Source organism: Paenibacillus azoreducens, assembly GCF_021654775.1.
In the GTDB taxonomy this organism is placed as follows: Bacteria; Bacillota; Bacilli; order Paenibacillales; family Paenibacillaceae; genus Paenibacillus_AQ; species Paenibacillus_AQ azoreducens.
In genome coordinates this window covers 3,535,233-3,553,795 of record NZ_AP025343.1, presented here as the reverse complement: position 1 = coordinate 3,553,795, position 18,563 = coordinate 3,535,233, and the positions used below count along the sequence as shown (strand labels likewise).

17 protein-coding genes and 1 pseudogene are annotated in these 18,563 nt (G+C 42.3%); 17 read left to right on the top strand and 1 reads right to left on the bottom strand.

All coding sequences use genetic code 11. The features are described from left to right. Positions 1-23 precede the first annotated feature (23 nt). From L6442_RS15595 to glsA, 11 genes are all read left to right on the top strand, one after another. Complete coding sequence (locus L6442_RS15595; RefSeq protein ID WP_212977894.1) at positions 24-2,381, top strand: M13-type metalloendopeptidase; 2,358 nt, start codon at positions 24-26, stop codon at positions 2,379-2,381. 395 nt (positions 2,382-2,776) lie between these two features. Beyond that, entirely contained in the window at positions 2,777-3,130 is a 354-nt protein-coding gene (locus L6442_RS15590; RefSeq protein ID WP_212977895.1) for a hypothetical protein, read from the top strand. Between the two features lie 57 nt (positions 3,131-3,187). Beyond that, positions 3,188-3,643, top strand: coding sequence for a DinB family protein (locus tag L6442_RS15585; RefSeq protein ID WP_212977896.1), 456 nt, complete (start codon positions 3,188-3,190; stop codon positions 3,641-3,643). Positions 3,644-3,877: 234 nt separating this feature from the next. Continuing rightward, a complete protein-coding gene (locus L6442_RS15580) occupies positions 3,878-4,249 on the top strand; it encodes a VOC family protein (protein ID WP_212977897.1) in 372 nt (123 codons plus the stop codon). Between the two features lie 634 nt (positions 4,250-4,883). After that, entirely contained in the window at positions 4,884-5,762 is an 879-nt protein-coding gene (rarD, locus tag L6442_RS15575) for an EamA family transporter RarD (RefSeq protein WP_212977898.1), read from the top strand. A gap of 251 nt (positions 5,763-6,013) precedes the next feature. Next, entirely contained in the window at positions 6,014-6,538 is a 525-nt protein-coding gene (locus L6442_RS15570) for an AAA family ATPase (RefSeq protein WP_212977899.1), read from the top strand. 679 nt (positions 6,539-7,217) lie between these two features. After that, positions 7,218-7,673 carry a DinB family protein gene (locus tag L6442_RS15565; RefSeq protein ID WP_212977900.1) on the top strand — a complete coding sequence of 152 codons (456 nt, stop codon included), beginning with the start codon at positions 7,218-7,220 and terminating at the stop codon, positions 7,671-7,673. A gap of 377 nt (positions 7,674-8,050) precedes the next feature. Further along, a complete protein-coding gene (locus tag L6442_RS15560) occupies positions 8,051-8,584 on the top strand; it encodes a hypothetical protein (RefSeq protein ID WP_212977901.1) in 534 nt (177 codons plus the stop codon). 407 nt (positions 8,585-8,991) lie between these two features. Then, the gene (locus tag L6442_RS15555) at positions 8,992-9,330 is read left to right on the top strand and encodes an alpha/beta fold hydrolase (RefSeq protein ID WP_212977903.1); all 339 of its coding nucleotides are present in this window, start codon (positions 8,992-8,994) and stop codon (positions 9,328-9,330) included. A 162-nt stretch (positions 9,331-9,492) separates the two neighbouring features. Then, positions 9,493-10,071, top strand: a complete 579-nt coding sequence (locus tag L6442_RS15550) for a DinB family protein (protein ID WP_212977904.1) — start codon at positions 9,493-9,495, stop codon at positions 10,069-10,071. A gap of 607 nt (positions 10,072-10,678) precedes the next feature. Then, on the top strand, positions 10,679-11,608 hold the full coding sequence (gene glsA, locus L6442_RS15545; protein WP_212977905.1) for a glutaminase A: 930 nt from the start codon (positions 10,679-10,681) through the stop codon (positions 11,606-11,608). A 71-nt stretch (positions 11,609-11,679) separates the two neighbouring features. On the opposite strand, the pseudogene L6442_RS33105 reads toward glsA, so the two are convergent. Next, positions 11,680-11,856: pseudogene (locus L6442_RS33105) on the bottom strand (transposase); the annotation flags it as partial. Positions 11,857-11,876: 20 nt separating this feature from the next. Here L6442_RS33105 and L6442_RS32850 point away from each other — a divergent pair. The 6 genes from L6442_RS32850 (at position 11,877) to L6442_RS15515 (ending at position 18,560) form a co-directional block, all read left to right on the top strand. Beyond that, positions 11,877-12,011 (top strand): hypothetical protein, encoded by a 135-nt coding sequence (locus L6442_RS32850; RefSeq protein WP_272880342.1) that lies wholly within the window; start codon positions 11,877-11,879, stop codon positions 12,009-12,011. A gap of 244 nt (positions 12,012-12,255) precedes the next feature. Next, positions 12,256-14,226, top strand: a complete 1,971-nt coding sequence (locus L6442_RS15535) for an acyltransferase family protein (RefSeq protein ID WP_373871797.1) — start codon at positions 12,256-12,258, stop codon at positions 14,224-14,226. A gap of 349 nt (positions 14,227-14,575) precedes the next feature. Continuing rightward, positions 14,576-15,553, top strand: coding sequence for a hypothetical protein (locus L6442_RS15530; RefSeq protein ID WP_212977907.1), 978 nt, complete (start codon positions 14,576-14,578; stop codon positions 15,551-15,553). Between the two features lie 337 nt (positions 15,554-15,890). Next, complete coding sequence (locus L6442_RS15525) at positions 15,891-16,394, top strand: RNA polymerase sigma factor SigV (protein WP_212977908.1); 504 nt, start codon at positions 15,891-15,893, stop codon at positions 16,392-16,394. Between the two features lie 2 nt (positions 16,395-16,396). Then, positions 16,397-17,272, top strand: coding sequence for an anti-sigma-V factor RsiV (gene rsiV, locus L6442_RS15520; RefSeq protein ID WP_212977909.1), 876 nt, complete (start codon positions 16,397-16,399; stop codon positions 17,270-17,272). Between the two features lie 223 nt (positions 17,273-17,495). Next, on the top strand, positions 17,496-18,560 hold the full coding sequence (locus tag L6442_RS15515; protein ID WP_212978061.1) for an ABC transporter substrate-binding protein: 1,065 nt from the start codon (positions 17,496-17,498) through the stop codon (positions 18,558-18,560). Positions 18,561-18,563: the final 3 nt, after the last annotated feature.

Genomic DNA, 18,563 nt, shown 5'->3' with positions numbered 1-18,563 from the left:
TCCAAATTGTAGGGGGAGAAGACTTGAAAAAAATTGCAGCGTTATTATTGTCCACATCATTGCTTCTGACCGCGTTGCCGACATCCGCGCTGGCACAACAAACCAAACCGAACAAAATGACACGGGGAGAAGTTGTAGAGTTTTTGCTGAATGCCGCAGATTTCTACAATCCGGGCATCAAAAGAGAAGATATTTTGAAAGGTTACGGCAAAGGAGAGGCGAGAGAAGATCAGGAAGTTTCCAGAATTGAAGCTTTGATCATGCTTGGCCGCGCGTTTTCGGACCTGCCTGCGCCAAAAGGCCATGATTTGCGCGTAGCCAATACCTCCGCATCCTTTACCGACGTGCCGAAATGGGCACAAGACGAAATCGGCAAGCTGATCGCTTCTGGTGTGATCACCGGTTATCCGGACGGCAAACTCGGCGTTTCCGATCATCTTACGAAAGAACAACTGATTACGCTGACAAAACGTTTCATGGCCCTTGAAGGCACGAATCCACGTGATGATTATTATGAATACGTCAATAAAAAATGGCTGAACGACTCCAAGATCCCGGCAGGCGAAAAGTCCAACGGCGCGTTTAAAGAGCTGGCAAAAGCCAACGAGGACCGGATTAAAGCAATCATCGATGAACTTGTAAAAAAACAAAACCCAGCAGGCTCTAAAGAGCAAAAAATCGCCGATTTCTACAAATCGGTATTCGATATAGAAAACCGCAACAAGCAAGGAATCAAGCCGATTGCACCTTATTTGGACGCTCTGGACAAGGCTTCCTCCGTCAAGGAATTATTTGCTGCCAGCATGAAGATGGAGAACGAAATCTCGAAAGGCGCTTTGTTGTCTTTTGCCGTGCTAGGCGACGCGAAGGACAGTAATGTCAATACGCTGTATTTCTTTGGCCTTAACACGAGCCTTGACAAAAACAGCTATGTCTCCAACGACGAAAAGACCAAAAAAGTGTACACGAACTATCTAGCCAAATTGTTTGTACTGTCCGGTACCGACGAGAAAACGGCAAAAGCGCAAGCCGAAGATGTGTATGCATTCGAAAAAGAACTCGCTGCATCCACTATGGACCCACAAATTCAGGGAAATGTGGAAATTTCCTATAATCCTTACACCAAAGAAAAATTCGTTCAGCTCTTTAAAACGATCGATATGGGCAAATATATGAAAGAATTCCAAGTCGATAAAGCAGACAAAGTGATTGTAACCGACGTTGGATTATTAAATAAAACAGCGGAAGTTTTGAACGAGAAAAATCTGGACAAGCTCAAAGCCTACGCCAAAGCCACTTTGTTGATGAATGCCGGCGGCAGTTTATCGGAAGATTTTCTGAAATTGGCAAATGAATTTGAAGCCCAACGGTTTGGAATTGAAGGCGAAAAGACAAATGAAGAAATGGCGGTTATGACCACCCAAGCCGTCATGAGTCAGTATCTCAGCCAGGAATTCGCAGAAAAATATTTCACGAAAGAGGCCAAGAAAGACGTTGAACAAATGGTTAAGCAGTTCATCGAGGTTTATAAAGAACGGATCCAAACGCTGGACTGGCTGTCTGAAGCAACCAAAGCTAAAGCCATCAAAAAGCTGGATAAAATGACGATCAAAATCGGATATCCGGATCAGTGGAAAGATTCCTTGAAGGATGTTTCCATTAAAACTTTTGCGGACGGCGGATCGCTGTTTGACAACATGGTGGCAATCAATAAAGAAGCCAAAAAACAAAGGATCGCTTCGCTTGGAAAACCTGTCGATAAGAGCAGCTGGATGATGAGCGTCTATGAGGTCAATGCTTATTATATTCCGCTGAATAACGAAATTGTGTTCCCGGCGGGTATTCTGCAAGCTCCGTTTTATGATATCAAAGCCAAACATGAAACGAATTTGGGAGCGATCGGCATGGTCATTGCGCATGAAATCAGCCATGCTTTTGATAATTTAGGTTCTGAATTCGATGAAAACGGAAATGCGGTCAACTGGTGGACTCCGGAAGACTTTAAAAAGTTCCAGGAAAAATGCGATCAGGTTATTTCCTACTATGATCATGTTGAAGTGATTCCTGGCGTGTACAATAACGGCAAGCTGACAGTAGGCGAAAACATCGCCGACCTTGGCGGTATGGCCGTATCGCTTCAAGTGCTGTCCAAAATGGAAAACCCAGACTTCAAAGCCTACTTTGAAGGTTATGCAACGATTTGGCGTATGACCATGAGTAAGGAGTCGGCTGCATATCGGTCGACAATCGACCCACATTCAGCTAACAAAGTACGCGTAAACCGTACCGTTTCCAACTTCCCGGAGTTCTATAAAGCATACGAAGTAACCGAAAAGGATGCCATGTACGTCGCTCCTAAAGACCGCGTGAGCATTTGGTAAGCTGCAATCAATAAGCCTTCTATTTTGCCCCGATTAAGGGACAATGAAATTAACGAAGCTAAAAAAGCTGGCTCCGGAAACCTACCGGCGCCAGCTTTTTTACTATATTACTAAATCTGAACTAGCTGATATGGTCATTAAACTAGAAGAATATATCGTACAAACAATGACATTTGAATAAAAGAAGTTTTTGAGCAATTCAATGAATAAGTATTTCATCTAAGAACGGACACCAAAATGAGTATCCGTTTTATTTTCAAGGAGATAGCTGACGGGATCAAGTCCCACGGGCAGGATAACGTAACAAATTAGTTCCCCTTTCGTTTTATAATATGTGAGCTTCATTAATACTCGAGGGAGGGATTCCAATAAAAAGAGTTCTAATCTGTTTATGTGTGGTTATTTTTTTATCTGGATGTTTAAATAGCTCCTTAATTTTATTTACTGGTGAAAGTAAGAACTGGTCAGCAAGCTATGCCGTTACAAACCTCAATGGTGAGTATCATACTAACACATTGACATTAACATACAAAGGGGATAACCCTTCTGAGGTAGGTAAAGTCAAATATAAATTTTCTGCAGGACCAAATGGAGGAAGTGGAGAAACAGAATTATCAGAACACAAAGAAATCATTCATAAATCTGGAGGTAATGGTGCCGTTGCGCAGAAAGACGAAATAATCAATGTTACTGTCGAATGGGAAAATATTGAAGAAGAGCTACAGCTTTCAACTAACGGGAAACGATAGTTCAATCGGGAAACCGTAAGTTTAAGTAATCGATGAGACGAAGAGGGGGAAACCGAAATGAAAACGATCAAGTGTATGATGGACCACCTATACTGGGCGAACGCACGCATCTTGGATGCGCTCGAGGAGAGTGAAACGAAGAACAAGGACCTTCTGAAGCTGGTTCGGCACGTCGCGGTCGCGGAACGAGTCTGGCTGTCCCGATTGCAGGGCAAGGGCAGCGCGCAATATTCGTTGTGGGAGGAAGCGGAAGACCTGACGGCGATCCGGACGATGTTCGAAGAAAACGCCGCGCAATATCGCGTCTATATCGAAGGGCTAGAGGAATCCGAGTTGGACGAGATGATCGACTATGCGAACCAGAGCGGGGTTCCGTTCCGAACGTCCGTACGGGACATCCTGTCGCAGGTCCTCTTACATGGGCAATATCACCGGGGACAGATCAACCGGGCACTTCGGATCGAATCGGCAGAGCCTGTCCAAGTCGATTACATCACGTTTGCGAGGCTCTAACAGGGCCTAAGAATCAACATTACTCGGAATGGGATTGGCATTGACCTAACGGAACACGATAGCTCAATAAATAAACTAAAACACGGCTGCCAGCATGGATCGGCAGCCGTGTTACGCTATCGGTCTGGATTGTTGTAACTTGAAAGGAATAAATCATTCGCTTCGAGAATTCTACACTATTAGGTAGTAACTTTTGTGTCAGACCCTAAAACTTTTCCAAAGGAGATAAGGGTTATGTATTTTTCAGATGTATGTCTAATTACAGAGGATGTAACAACTTTAACTAAGTTTTATGAAGTTATTTTACATGCAAAAGCCGAAGGGGATTATGTCCATGCAATAATTTATACGGAAGGTACTGGATTGACGATATATTCGAAAAAAGCTGCAGAATCAGATATGAAATTTGATTTTTCAAGTTTTTGGGGATCGGGCAATATTACACTGAGTTTTGATGTTGATGATATTGATGTGGAGTATGAGCGACTAAAAGCATTTGATGTTAAATTTGTAACTGTGCCTACAACCTATCCATGGGGAGTCAGGTCCGTACATTTTCGAGACCCTGATGGCAACATCATATGTTTTAGAAGTAAATCAAAATGATTAAGATATTGAGAACATCCTTTACCGTAAGCTTTAACCTCTCGTATGTTAGCGGTCAATGTGCATAGTCATTATCTGCTGACTAAGCGGTTGCTCGACATCCTCCAAGAAAGCGGACCTGCACGCGTCATCACAGTGTCGGGCAACCCTAGATTTTTGAAGAATTCCATCATTAACTTCGATGATATTCAAATGGAGCACCAGTATAGCACGATGCGTGCAACCAGCCAGTCTCTGTTCGCCAGGACGATATTTGCTTTCAAATTGGCAAAGAATTTGGAAGGAACAGGAGTGAACTCCAACTCTTTTTTAGCCGGGGGAGGGGGTAAAATCCAATCTCGCGAGGAACGCCCATTGGTATTTTTCAGGGTCGCTGCACCTCTCGTGAACGCACGTGTCAAAGCAGAATGCGGGATCGGGATTATCTGGCGTCAGCGAAAGAAATAGGGATTATTTTGACACTTAGTATTTTTAATAGGGAAAAATGTCGAGGGTCAAGAACATGGACCCGTTGATAGTCGATATTTTCGCGGCTTTTTTTGTTTTATCGGTACAAAATATATTCCCTTTACTTAAACAGTGATCGAGGCGTATAATCCGTTAAGACATCGGAGTGAGGAGAGGGAAATTGATTATGAACAATGGATTGGTCAATGCTATTATCGCGTATATCATGTGGGGGGTTCTCCCGCTTTATTGGAAGTTGTTTAACGATGTGCCGGCAGGCGAGATTCTGTCGCATCGGGTTGTCTGGTCGTTCGTCTTTATGGGAATTCTCGTCGCCGCCCAGCGTCGCTGGGGTGACATGAAGCGGATTGCTGCTAGCCGCTCGCTCCTGTTGGCGCTCACCGCTAGCGGACTGCTGATCGCTGCTAATTGGCTCATCTTCATCTGGGCGGTCAACAACGACCATGTCGTCGAGACAAGTCTCGGCTATTATTTGAACCCGTTGCTGAACGTGCTGCTTGCGGTTGTCTTCCTTCGTGAGAAGCCAAACCGTGGCCAATGGCTCGCCATTGCCATCGCTGGCGCCGCGGTGCTCATCATCGCCATCGACTACGGACGGTTCCCATGGATCTCAATCTCACTGGCCGCAACGTTTGGCTTGTACGGCCTCGCGAAGAAGAAAATCGGACAAGATGCTTCTGTAGGCTTGCTGTCGGAGACGGCTGTAGTCCTGCCCGTTGCGCTCGGCTACTGGATCTATTTGGCCGCCGTGGGAAAGACGACGGCATGGACGCTACCTGTGTCCACGTTCATCGGACTGCTCCTTTCCGGCGTGGTCACAGCGCTACCGCTGCTTTTCTTTGCACGAGCGGCCGCCCGGATGACGCTGTCCACGCTCGGCTTCGTACAATACATCGGGCCGACGATCATGCTGTTACTGAGCGTATTCGTGTTTAAGGAATCGGTCTCGCCGGTTCTTCTCAGCGGCTTCGCGCTCATCTGGACAGCGCTTGTCGTATACGCTGCGGCATCGGTTCGCGGCACGAAACTCGCGAAGGCGCGTTGAAGGCAATCTCATCCGCCCGGTACCGTCATAACAGCCATTTCCGTCCGCTGGGGAGGAGATGGCTGTTTTCTGTTTGAGGTTATGCTAACGGAATACGCTAATTGAATGCAGCAGTTTAAAACCTTCTATTATTTATCCACATAATAGCTGTGGGGACGATTGGGAGACTCAACGCCAGCACATAATTATTTGTATGATTATATGATATGCTATTTGTACTTCAATAATTGGCTTAGGAAGGATGTTCACAATTGTCAGATGAAAACAAAAAAAATGTAATTTATCTCGTTTCAGGTCCAGTCGGGATTGGAAAATCTACTACATCAAAAAAACTTGCTCAAGTAGTGAAGAAATGTGTTCTTCTTGAAGGTGATTCTATCCTGCAAATGTTTGAATACGGAGCAGAAACATCTTGGGAGAAGCGCCTAAGTCTAACGTGGGATAATATTCTTACTTTGACCAGGAATTTAATTCAAAATGACTTCAATGTCGTCGTTGACTTTGTAGTAGAAGATGAGTTTGACTGGTTTTGTAAACATATATCCGATTTGCAAGTAACATTGAAATATATCGTATTGAGAGCAAGTAAAGAAAAACTAATTGAACGCATACGTATGAGGGGGGATATTGATTCAACAGAACGCTCTTTGTTTTTGTTAAACAAACTAGAATCAACCCCCTCGAATCAACAATTTCTGTTTGACACCACTCTAAGAAATTCAACAGAAATAGTAGAGGCAATAATTAATGACACTGGATTTATTGTTAAAATTTAATCCAGTATTCAGTTGTACGATTTGAACGACGTGAAGTGTCCTGCATCATCGTGGACATCGACATGATCTGCCTCAAGGAAGGGGATGAGAGACACTGGATTAAAGGACTGGAGTTACAATAAGAGCACTGGTCAAAATGAGAAACTGGACCAAGTCAGGGCTGCTATGTGATCCAGTCTTTACGAAGTTTATTGTTTAAAGGCACATCTAACGTAAGGAAAGTGATGCGGAAGAGGTTGAAAAGTGCTTAACGTTCAAGGGGAGTAATAAACGTGGAAACATTCCAGGGACCGCAGCGCTGGTTTTATCGGTTTGTATAAATTGATCCTTAAATAACCACCAGTTAAGTAGCAAACAAGCTATCTTTTGCTCTTTTTCAATATATTTAAGATAAGATCTATTAGTGGTAATACACCCATGATAACAAATGATATTAAAAAAAAGTAGAACAAGAAAATATACTCATCTTTAAAATCTTGTCTTAAGAAAACAAGTAAAATCCCCATAATTGATAATCCAATGTTAGTGAAGCGTGGCTTGAATTGATAACGAAACAACTGATAAATTGTTCCGAGCAGAACAATAAACAAACTGATCATAATTAAGATATTCATGAGATTATCCAGTCCTTTCTTATGTAATCTGTGGGATGTGATGAAACGAAGAGGGGGAAACCGAAATGAAGACGATCAAGTGCATGATGGACCACCTGTACTGGGCGGACGTACGCATCTTGGATGCGCTCGAAGAGAGTGAGACGAAGAATAAGGATCTTCTGAAGCTCGTACGGCACATCGCGGTCGCGGAACGAGTCTGGCTTTCCCGATTGCAGGGCAAAGCCAGTGCTCAATATTCGTTGTGGGAGGAGGCTGAAGACCTGACAGAGATCCGGACGATGTTCGAAGAAAACGCCAAGCAATATCGTGTCTATATCGAAGGGCTCGAGGAATCCGAGTTGGATGAGATGATCGATTATGCGAACCAGAGCGGGGTTCCGTTCCGAACGTCCGTTCGGGACATCCTGTTGCAGGTCCTTTTACATGGCCAATATCACCGGGGACAGATCAACCGGGCACTTCGGATCGAATCGGCAGAGCCTGTCCAAATCGATTATATCACTTTCGCGAGGCTCTAACAGGGCCTAATAACGTGTTATTATTTCAAAAAACAAGGGTACAAAGGTAAAAGCTCCTGACAGCTACTCTTGGATGGTTAATATTGATACACCTGGCTCTTATTAAATGCACTTGGCAAACTTAGTGTGAAAGAGAATCAAAGTCCCTTCAAGGGATGGCTGGTATTAAACGCCCCCCTTCAGGGGTAGGCAAAAGTGGCAATGGCATAGTAGCTTGTACGAAGTGAAAGAGCTAGCGCCTTTAGACGCGAGACGGCAATAAAGGCTCATAGCCTTAGAGCAAACCACTCGTTTGACGAGTGGTTATGATTCTTATACTTTTTTTAGATTTTAGTAGTTTGATTTGCCAAATCGAAATTAAAGAAGGAAAGAAATATATGAAAGTACCAACTTATTTAAAAAAGTATATAAAAAATTATGAAGACAACGAGCTGGCAACTATGACATTGTGTTCTAATGGTTGTAAAGAGTTGTTTGAAATATGGTATTATGGGCATTTGTTTTTAGTGAAAGATGAAGAGCAAAATTACATTGTTAATACCGATCAAGCACCTATGTTGATTGTGGCAAAAGTGCCAGATACGGGAGAAGAAATTATACTCTTTGATGGAAGTAAATATGGTTATAACAATATGTTTTGTGATGTACATGATGCAGAAAAGCTCTCCAGTCGAACTTTACAGAAGCTTGATATTCAACCCTCAAAAATCATGATAGAAGTAGGGTATAGTATAAACTATGAAGAAGAAAAAGAAGATTACGATTTTGATGAAAAAGGTTTGGTAATTTTAGTTGATGGTCGACGAATATCATGGGAAACGGTTTTGCTTGATGGCTTTGATTGTATCGCTATTTCGTATATTGACGAGACGGGGCGGAAAATACAGTTTGTTGATGAAGAATTAGCTTAACAAATTCAAATTATCTGCCTACAAAGAAACGATTGTAGTTAGTTCTGTCAATGAGAACGGCTATCCTAATTCAAAACAGAAAACAGATGTTCAAAAGTGCGCACGATGGATTAAACAAGTTTTGGTTTTCGACCAATACGTCTTCGTTACGTACTAAGCAATTTGTGGAAAATCCGAAGGCCAGCCTTTATTTTGTTGGAAGAAATAATGACTAATGCTTATTGGTGAAATGAACGTTTGTCTGGATCGGGAAAGCAAAGAAATGCTTTGGGCTGAAGATGATGAGAAGTATTATCCTCTTGGTGTTAATGATCCGGACTATTGTGTATTCGAGTTTACTGCAAAGACATGCAACCATTACTTCAATTTGGAAAAACACATCTTTAAAATTAAGGAGTTGAGTAGTGATGCCATATCTACAATGTAGTAACTTGGAGATATATTACGAGCGCATGGGCGTCGGCGATCCGGTGTTATTTTTACATAGCGGCTTTTCTCGAGGGATACTGGCTTTTGCCAGTCAAATGCTCGACTTCCAAAGGAAGTATACCTGTTATTTTCCCGACTTCAGAGGGCACGGCAGAACAAGATGTGAAAGCCTGGAGTGGTCTACACCTCAAATTGCCGATGATGTAATTGAATTTATGAATCAAATGGATATCTCAACCGCTCATCTGGTCGGTTACAGCTTAGGAGCAAATGTAGGACTTCATCTTGCCGTTGATCACTCGGACAGAGTAGCTTAGCGGGAGCCATAGACCGCATATGTTAAGGGAAAACCCGACATTAGTAAATGAAATGATTTTTAAGTTTTTGCGCGGCTTTTGAAAAGTGAACCATCGGCATGTCGTCTTCACCACCGACGAAGGATTACGTGAAGTATTTTTATGACGAAAGGATTCTTACGAATGAAGTCTGAAAGTATATCAAAACATTTTCAAACATTAACCGAGCAGAGAAATCAATTTTTGATCAAAATACCATACCTCTCGCAAGAAAAGTTATGGAATCGAAACGAAGAGGGGAAATGGTCTGTCGGGGAGCATGTATACCATTTATATTTAATTATGAGAATGGTTAAAATCGCAACAAAATGGTCATTTGTGCTGATTCCATATGCCAAAATGAAAAGAAACAAACCGTTTGCGACTGAAATACATGATATTTACACAGAATTTAAAGAAAAAAAAGGAAGAGGGATGAAAGCTCCTTGGATTCTAATCCCGCCTAAAAAGATTCGTTATGCTATGGATGGACGAGAATTGGTGCAATTGCTGTTGAAGGAGACAAATGAAATGCGAGCATTAGTAGGCAATATTGAAGAAGATATTGCGGGACATATTGTGTTTTTGGATCCGATTGCCAAGTATCCTAACCTCATTCAGGCCGTTCAGCTCTTGGCGATTCATGAGATGCATCATTTTAAGATAATTGAAAAATACTATCATATTGATGCTTGTATCGAGCGAGTTGCTTCTGTTTACTGACAGGAGCAGCTTTTTTAAGTTACGGTTAAAATTGGCGATGCAATTTTGTAGGACTTGAACAGTAATTGTATCTCAAGTAATGTCCATGAATAGAAAAACTGTTTTAGTTGTATCGCTTATTTAAACAGTTTTATGTTCAAAACCAACTTATTATTTTGCATCTGAAAAAATGGGGAATATAATATGACACGGATCATACACCCGGCAGTTCCCAGGATACAACTCAGAGATTGCAATTCTTCTTATCTTGGGATCGGTCTCGCTTTTAGCCTGTCAATTAGAATCGAAAATAACGAAACTCCGGCGATGAGTCTTGAACATGATACGATTTCATTTGCCAACAGAATAAAGGCTGAGTTTGACTTTGATCTTTATATTTATTAACAATGGAATAAGAGGTAAACTAGGGAGTAATTAAGCACATGGAAGTACTTTTTTCCATATGGTTTCTTTGGCATATTATCGTTATGACGGTGATGGACTGCTGTATGAATGGAACGAAGGAGACGAGACTACCCGCTAGCTTTTCTACCTTTTATTTTCCATGTGGTAGTGTATACTTATTTTTGGAGAAAAATGAAGAAAACATTGCAGGTGGGGGATAAACTTGAATTGTCAATCAAGCGAAGAATTACAAGCATTAGTGGATGAATGCAGAGTTTATGCAAAACAAGGGAAGGTGGCAGATTATATTCCCGCTTTAAAAAAAGCAAAACAAGATGATTTGTCAATCTCTATATTTTACCCAGATGGTCATGGATTTTCAGCTGGAGATTGCCATCAATCCATGACGCTGCAAAGTATTTCAAAAGTGATAAGCTTAGCACTTGCAATCATGGATAGAGGTGCTGAATATGTTTTTGAAAGAGTAGGCCAAGAACCAACGGGAGATCCGTTTAATTCGATTGCAAAATTAGAAACGAATAAACCTTCGAAACCGTTGAACCCAATGATTAATGCAGGTGCTTTAGCTGTTACTCATATGATAAAAGGTGCTAATATAGAGGAGCGATTACTCAGATTAATGACCTTCATACATGACATTACAAGAAATGATCAAATAAAAGTAAATGAAGAGGTCGCTAGCTCTGAATTTAAGACAGCCAACTTAAACCGTTCGCTTTGTTATTTTTTGAAACAGCATAATGTCATCGATGAAAACGTGGAGGATTTGATAAACCTTTATACTAAGCAGTGTGCTATTGAAGTAACTTGCATGGATTTAGCAAAAATCGGTTGCGTTTTAGCGATGGATGGGTTTGAAATGTCTACCGGGAGGCAAATAATTCCCAAAGACATTGCCCGCATCTGCAAGACATTTATGGTCACCTGCGGAATGTATAATGCTTCTGGCGAATTTGCAATAAAAGTTGGTATTCCGGCAAAAAGCGGTGTTTCAGGTGGGATTATGGGTGCAGTACCCGGAAAATGCGGGATCGGATTATTCGGTCCATCATTAGATGAAAAGGGGAATAGTATAGCTGGTATTAAGTTATTGGAGAAGATGTCTCATAAATACTCCTTAAGCATGTTTTAAGTTATTTTTTCATCCCTTCAATAGGACGATACACATTCTCAAGGATAAATACATAGTTCGTTTTTTATGTCATGTTGTTTAATCCAACGAAAGAAGACCTCTGCCTGCCAGCGGGCCTTGTATATTTGAGCAATTTGCTCGGCAGTTACTTGCAACAAATCGGTAACCACTCGAATTTCACGACCTTCAAGGCTTTAAAAATCACGACTCGATTCGGATCGGCACTCAGGCGCTCCAAGCTGACAAGTCAGAAATGGAGGTTTAGGAAATGAAAAATCAATATGCAAAGAAAATCCCTCTTTTAGCGCTGGCAAGTTTCATTTGTGCAGTAAGCATGAGTGCGCCTCAAGTTTCATTTGCAAAAGAGGCAACATCAGCCCCAAAAGCATGCGTCACTTTATAATGAACCGCGATAAGAGAAGAGTATTTCGGTTATAAAAAACTCGATTTCCTGTAGTTAAGGAATATCGAGTTTTTTACTACATAGAACTTATGTTGATATTCCCACTATATATGGAACCGAATGTAACTTTACAGTTATATAGAAATAAATGGAAAAATCAACTTTAACAATAATAAAAACTTTTTGTATCCACTCTTTCGTCCTACTTATATACAACGAAATCATGGGTAAGGACTGAACTAGAATGATAGACAACACGAGGCTGTTCAGACAGCAAAACTTTCATAGAATGTCATCTCTTCAGCGAACAAATAGTAAACGTTATATGCCGGGAATCGATGGCCTCAGAGCTTTGTCCGTGCTTGCCGTCATAGCGTACCACCTGAATTTGAAGTGGGCGCAGGGAGGACTTCTTGGCGTTGGGATCTTTTTTGTCATTTCAGGTTATCTCATTACAGACCAAATCGTAAACGAATGGAAGAAGAACGATAGTCTCGACCTGATGAATTTCTGGATCCGTAGAGCCCGCAGACTGCTGCCGGCGATGATTGCCATGCTGCTATTCGTGGCATTATGGCTGCTCTGCATAGATGCTTCCCGCCTGGAAGCATTAAAAGGAGATTATCTGTCATCCCTGTTTTACTTCAACAACTGGTATCTCATTTTTCATGAAGTATCTTACTTTGAAAGTTTTGGACCGGCTTCGCCGATTGGCCATCTTTGGTCGCTGTCCATAGAAGAGCAATTTTATGTGGTTTGGCCGCTGCTGCTCGTGTTTGGACTCAAGCTCACACGCCGTCGGAGAAAACTGGTCCTAATGATTTTGGGTTTGGCGGCTGTATCCGCTTTGGCCATGGCTATCACCTATGTACCCGGTACGGATCCAAGCAGAGTTTATTACGGAACGGACACCCGCGCTTTCGCCCTTCTGATCGGTGCAGCGCTGGCCATCGTATGGCCGAGCCAAAAACTCAGCGAGCAAGTATCCGGCGTAGCCCGCGGCGTACTTGATATCACCGGGGTGCTGGGGATTGCAGTTCTTTTGGTCCTGATGAACCGCATTAATGAATACGATGACTCGCTTTACCGCGGAGGGTTTGTGCTCGTTTCCTTTATTACTGCGGCGGTCATTGCCGTGCTTGCGCATCCTTCCAGCTTCGTGGGCAGAATCATGGGCCTTAGGCCGCTGCGCTGGGTCGGAATCCGATCTTACAGCCTGTATATCTGGCATTATCCCGTTATTATTCTAACGAGCCCTGCCGTCAATACGGACGGTATCAGCGTGGGCCGAATCATATTGCAGCTCGCCGCCAGCCTGATCCTTTCGGCTTTATCCTTTAAATATATCGAAGAGCCGCTGAGACGCGGGAGATTCAGAGAATCCCGGGCCCATGGGTTCCCGGTTCGCCGTCGCCGTCACCGTCGCCGACTTCGTCCGGTTATTCTCGCGGCGATATTGCTGGTTATTTTCATTCCGCTTGCTTGCAATGCGAATTTGTCCAATTCCAAGGCACCAGTTGAAAACGAAGAGGCTGGCGAAATACAGCAGAGTTTGGGGTCAAATGAAAGTAACGCAATGCATCAACAAATAGAAAGTCCCAATAAAGGGGAAACTTCCAATCCATCAAAATCCACTACAGAGATAAACGAAACCAAGAAGACGGAGGAAACGTCCGTATCTTCTGCATCAGACAACCCGCATCGGTCTGAAACCAAGAAGTCCATCACAGCAGGGATCCAATCCGGAGAGGGGATCACAGCCATTGGAGATTCCGTCATATTGGACGCAAAGCCGTTTTTGGAAAAAATGCTGCCGGGTATCGTCGTGAACGGTAAAGTCGGTCGCCAAATGCGGCAGGCCAAGGATGTCGTTGACCAATTGAAAGCCGGAGGTAAGATGGGGGATCGTGTCATTATTGAGCTTGGTACCAACGGACCGTTTAATACCAAGCAATTACGGGAATTGCTCCAATCCCTTGACGGTGCCAAACAGATTATATTGGTCAATTCCCGTGTCCCCAGAAACTGGCAGGATACCGTTAATGCAGCGATTGAAAAAGTTTCCAAGGAATTCAGCAATACGACGGTAGTAGATTGGTATTCGGCTAGTGAAGGAAAAGATGACTACTTCTACCGCGACGGAGTACATTTGAAACGGGAGGGGGCGGAATTTTACGCCACGATTCTTGTTAATGCCATCAGAGGGAAGGAATAATAAAAAAAGATACTTTGATAACACCAACTTTCCCTCTAATTTAAACATGCTACTCCTGTAAACACATGTTCGGTGATTAATAAGACTCAATCAGGGGACGTCAGATGTTATGAATAAAGATGAAAGTCCAATCCTTAAAGGAGAGCAAGTAAGATGAACAATCAAATCTATACCATTTTCAAAAATAATGGGGAATGGATCGGGTTAGCGTGGCAGGCACTTCATCTCCTCTTTTAAGATCAACTTGTAAAAAAATAAATTTTTCTCCAACTCGGAAACAAACTTTTTAGGTTACCTCATTCGTCTTACTTATGTAAGGGACAAACAAGAATAAACGGAGGTCTGTAAGATGAAAAAGCAGATTGCAAAAAAAATTCCATATTTAGCCCTGGCGGGTTTCATTTGTGCGGTTGGAATCGGGTCGCCACAAATTTCATTAGCAAAACAGGGAAACGCAGCTCCAAAAGTGGTGAATCAGCAGTCTCAAAAAACACTGCAGAAAATAGAAATTGGTCAAAAAATTAGAGTGCCCGAACTTAAACTGAAGGAAAATACGTATGCACTTGATTACAAAATATCCGATGTTACCGGGGATTCCGTTAAAGATCAAGTGATATTGGTCGGTACAAAAGAAAAGATTAACGGAAAACTAGATGCTTATGCGAGTAATTTATCCGTCATCGTGCAAGATGGGAAAACCAAAAAATACGTTAAATATGATTGGTTGTCCAAAGGAACTGACGGAAAATTGTACGGAGAGCTTGGAAGAGAACCGAATTTGATTATTGGTGACTATACAGGTAACAAAGTGAACGATATTATCGTAACTGCCCCTCAAGGAGGAAATGGCGGATACGTGGATCATCTGATCTTAACCTGGGAGGGGAATAAACTTAAAGATGTTTTGGCAAAAGGCGTTGTGGCCGATAACCAAGAACTATACGCGAATTCTCAGGCCAACTTCAGTTTGAAATTGCCCGTTTCATGGAAGGGATATTACAAGGCAAACCAATATGCAGGAGCAAGCGCAAATAAAATCATGCCATCGGCTAAGCATGTGGTCCAGTTCGATTACAAGGGGAAAAATGGAAAAGACAGTGAGATGTTGCTGATGATCTCCGTATTTTCCAAAAATGATTGGAGTCGCCTCTCCAGCGAACAACAAGGCCCGCCTGTAGGCAGCGTAATTACGGAAGCCAACGGAATGGTGTATGTGTATACAACTCCGCAGTCCAATCCGTTTGATCCACAATCGAAAGACGGCAAGCTGTTTGACCAACTCTATCGTGATTTGAATATTAAAAGTTCTTTCAAATTGCTAAAATAGATTTTTGCAGATTCAAGAACCCGATAATTCAATACTTATCATAGAAAAGATATGAAAAAGGATCTATACAGATATAAAACATAAGATGGAGATAATTGGAATTGCATGAAAAACTCGATTTCCTTAAGATAAGGAACATCGAGTTTTTTATTCCGTCGGCACTTTTAGCCGTTTCTATTTACACTTGGGAATGTATTTTACTTTGCGAGTTGAAATTGAACTTGAAATTTTTACATCTCATACTCATTAGACGAAAACAAACTTTTTTAGGTACCATCCACGTCTTATTTGTATAGCAAGGAAATGATATGCGCATATCAAAGGGAGAGTCTTTATAATGAATAAAAAGTTTGAAAAGTTACTCATCCATTTTATCACGGAAAATAAAGAAAATATGTATCGCTTAGCCTTCAGTTATGTAAAAAATACTGAAAATGCACTGGATATTGTTCAGGATACGATCCATAAAGCCCTGACATCATCAGAAACCTTGAAATCCGATGGTTCAATCAAAAGCTGGTTATATAGGATACTGGTGAATACATCGATCGATTTCCTAAGAAAGCATAAACGGATTCAATTTGTAGATGACAAGACCTTGGAATTGCACAGCCCTACAGGTGAAGATGCCTACCCTGACATGGATCTGGAGAAAGCTTTGGAGGAATTGCCCCATGCGTTTCGTACTGTGATTGTTCTTAGATATTTTGAAGATTTAAAAATCGACGAAATTGCGGAAGTCATGAATGAAAACGTCAATACTGTCAAAACACGATTGTATCAAGGGCTCCGCAAACTCCGAATCAAAATGAGCGATGAAATTTTAGAGGAGGTAAAATAGGAATGAACGAACAACTGGAACAGTTAAAAGACAAATATAAAAGTACGCCTATCCCTGATGAACTTGACTTCGTTGTCAAGAAAGCCATTAAACAAAGCAAAAAAAGACATGGTGGTTGGATGAAGAGTCTCGTCGGTGTCGGGGCAGTGGCGATTATTTTTGTAACAGGGATTAATGCCAGCCCGGCCTTCGCAAAAGCCTTATCAGATGTGCCATTGGTCGGTTCACTCGTCAAGGTGCTGACTTTCACGGAATTTAAAGTAGATGAGGAAACTGCGAATGCCGATATCAAAGTACCTGCCATTACAAATTTGGAAAATAAGACGTTAGAAGCTTCTCTTAATAACAAATACCTGCAAGAAAGCAAAAAGCTGTACAGCGATTTCACGGCTGAAATGGAGGAATTAAAGAAAAATGGCGGGGGTCATACAGGGGTAGAGAGCGGCTATGAAGTCAAAACCGACAATGATCAGATTCTGGCCATCGGCAGATATGTCGTCAATACGGTTGGTTCATCGTCGACAACATTTAAATACGACACGATCGACAAGAAAAATCAACTTTTAATTACCTTACCAAGCTTATTTAAGGATGACAGCTATATCAAACTGATCAGTGAAAATATTAAAGAACAAATGAGACAGCAGATGAAGTCAGACCCTGACAAGACATATTGGACGAAAGATATAGATGGGAAGGGTGAGTTAGACATTGACCCTATCAAAAAAGATCAAAGCTTTTATATAAACAATGAAGGTAAACTTGTCATTTCCTTTGATAAATACGAAGTCGCTCCAGGGTACATGGGCGTGGTCGAGTTTATCATACCGACCCATGTGATTGCCGATGCTTTAGTAAGTAATGCGTATATAAAATAATAATTCAGAAGAAGACATTAACGTTTTGTTAGTGTCTTTTTCTTTTTTCTGAAAGAAGCCAATTTACAAAACTTTTACAGCCCGTTGATTTGTGGTTAATGTTGCGAATTCATAATTAAAGTGTCATTAAAACCAACATAAACAAACATTTTACCAAAATCATGAAGGAGAGAACAACGTGAACAAACAACATTCATGGAAATCAGCCTTAGTTATTAGTGTAATGGCTTTGGGTATTTCGGCATGCGGTTCCGCTCAGCAAGCGGCTCCTGTTTCAAATGACAACGCCGCGCCTGCCAAAGAAATGACGTTAGACGAGATAGAAAAACAAGCAAAACAAGAAGGAAAGATCGTTAGTGTCGGAATGCCTGACAACTGGGCCAATTGGAAGGGAACCTGGAGCGACATTTCTGCCAAATATGGTTTAACCCACTCGGATACTGATTTGTCCAGTGCAGAGGAAATCGCCAAATTCGAAGCGGAAAAGAATAACCCGACGGCCGATATCGGCGATGTGGGCATTTCATTCGGACCGATCGCAAAGGACAAAGGGGTAACGCTGCCGTACAAGCCTGCTCACTGGGATGAAATCCCGGACTGGGCGAAAGACAAGGATGGACACTGGATGGTTGGTTATCAGGGAACGATTGCGGTAATCACCGATAAAAATCAGGTGAAGAATCCGCCGAAAACCTGGGACGACCTGCTGAAAGGCGATTACAAAGTTTCGATTACGGACGTCACCAAAGGAACGCAGGCACAAATGGCCGTATTGGCGGCAGCGATGGCGCATGGTGGCGACGAGAGCAACATACAGCCTGGTTTGGACTTTTTTGCAAAATTGGCTGAGCAGCATAGATTAACGACATTAGAAATCAACACGGGGGTTTTGGAAAAAGGGGAAGTGTCCGTTGCATTATTGTGGGATTTTAATGCTTTGGGCTATCGCGACCAAATCGATCCGAACCGTTTCGAAGTGAGCATTCTTCAAGAAGGCAGTGTTGTCAGCGGATATACGACAATCATCAACAAGTATGCGCCACACCCGAATGCGGCCAAACTTACGCGCGAATATATTCTGAGCGACGAAGGACAGATTAACCTGGCGAAAGGTTATGCCCGTCCGATCCGCGAGAGCGTGAAGCTGCCGGATGATGTAGTCAAGAAGCTGATTCCTGCCGAGCAATACAAAAATGCGAAGCCGATCAAAGATTACAAGGCGTGGGAAGAATTATCCAAGCAATTGCCCATGATGTGGCAGGATCAAGTCTTAATTCACATGAACTAAACT

Excerpts from the sequence above, each read along its gene's own strand:
- L6442_RS15585 (WP_212977896.1), top strand. The coding sequence starts at position 3,188 with ATGAAAACGATCAAGTGTATGATGGACCACCTATACTGGGCGAACGCA.
- L6442_RS15580 (WP_212977897.1), top strand. The coding sequence starts at position 3,878 with ATGTATTTTTCAGATGTATGTCTAATTACAGAGGATGTAACAACTTTA.
- rarD (WP_212977898.1), top strand. The coding sequence starts at position 4,884 with ATGAACAATGGATTGGTCAATGCTATTATCGCGTATATCATGTGGGGG.
- L6442_RS15565 (WP_212977900.1), top strand. The coding sequence starts at position 7,218 with ATGAAGACGATCAAGTGCATGATGGACCACCTGTACTGGGCGGACGTA.
- L6442_RS15560 (WP_212977901.1), top strand. The coding sequence starts at position 8,051 with ATGAAAGTACCAACTTATTTAAAAAAGTATATAAAAAATTATGAAGAC.
- L6442_RS15555 (WP_212977903.1), top strand. The coding sequence starts at position 8,992 with ATGCCATATCTACAATGTAGTAACTTGGAGATATATTACGAGCGCATG.
- L6442_RS15550 (WP_212977904.1), top strand. The coding sequence starts at position 9,493 with ATGAAGTCTGAAAGTATATCAAAACATTTTCAAACATTAACCGAGCAG.
- L6442_RS32850 (WP_272880342.1), top strand. The coding sequence starts at position 11,877 with ATGAAAAATCAATATGCAAAGAAAATCCCTCTTTTAGCGCTGGCAAGT.
- L6442_RS15535 (WP_373871797.1), top strand. The coding sequence starts at position 12,256 with ATGATAGACAACACGAGGCTGTTCAGACAGCAAAACTTTCATAGAATG.
- L6442_RS15530 (WP_212977907.1), top strand. The coding sequence starts at position 14,576 with ATGAAAAAGCAGATTGCAAAAAAAATTCCATATTTAGCCCTGGCGGGT.
- L6442_RS15525 (WP_212977908.1), top strand. The coding sequence starts at position 15,891 with ATGAATAAAAAGTTTGAAAAGTTACTCATCCATTTTATCACGGAAAAT.
- rsiV (WP_212977909.1), top strand. The coding sequence starts at position 16,397 with ATGAACGAACAACTGGAACAGTTAAAAGACAAATATAAAAGTACGCCT.
- L6442_RS15515 (WP_212978061.1), top strand. The coding sequence starts at position 17,496 with ATGGCTTTGGGTATTTCGGCATGCGGTTCCGCTCAGCAAGCGGCTCCT.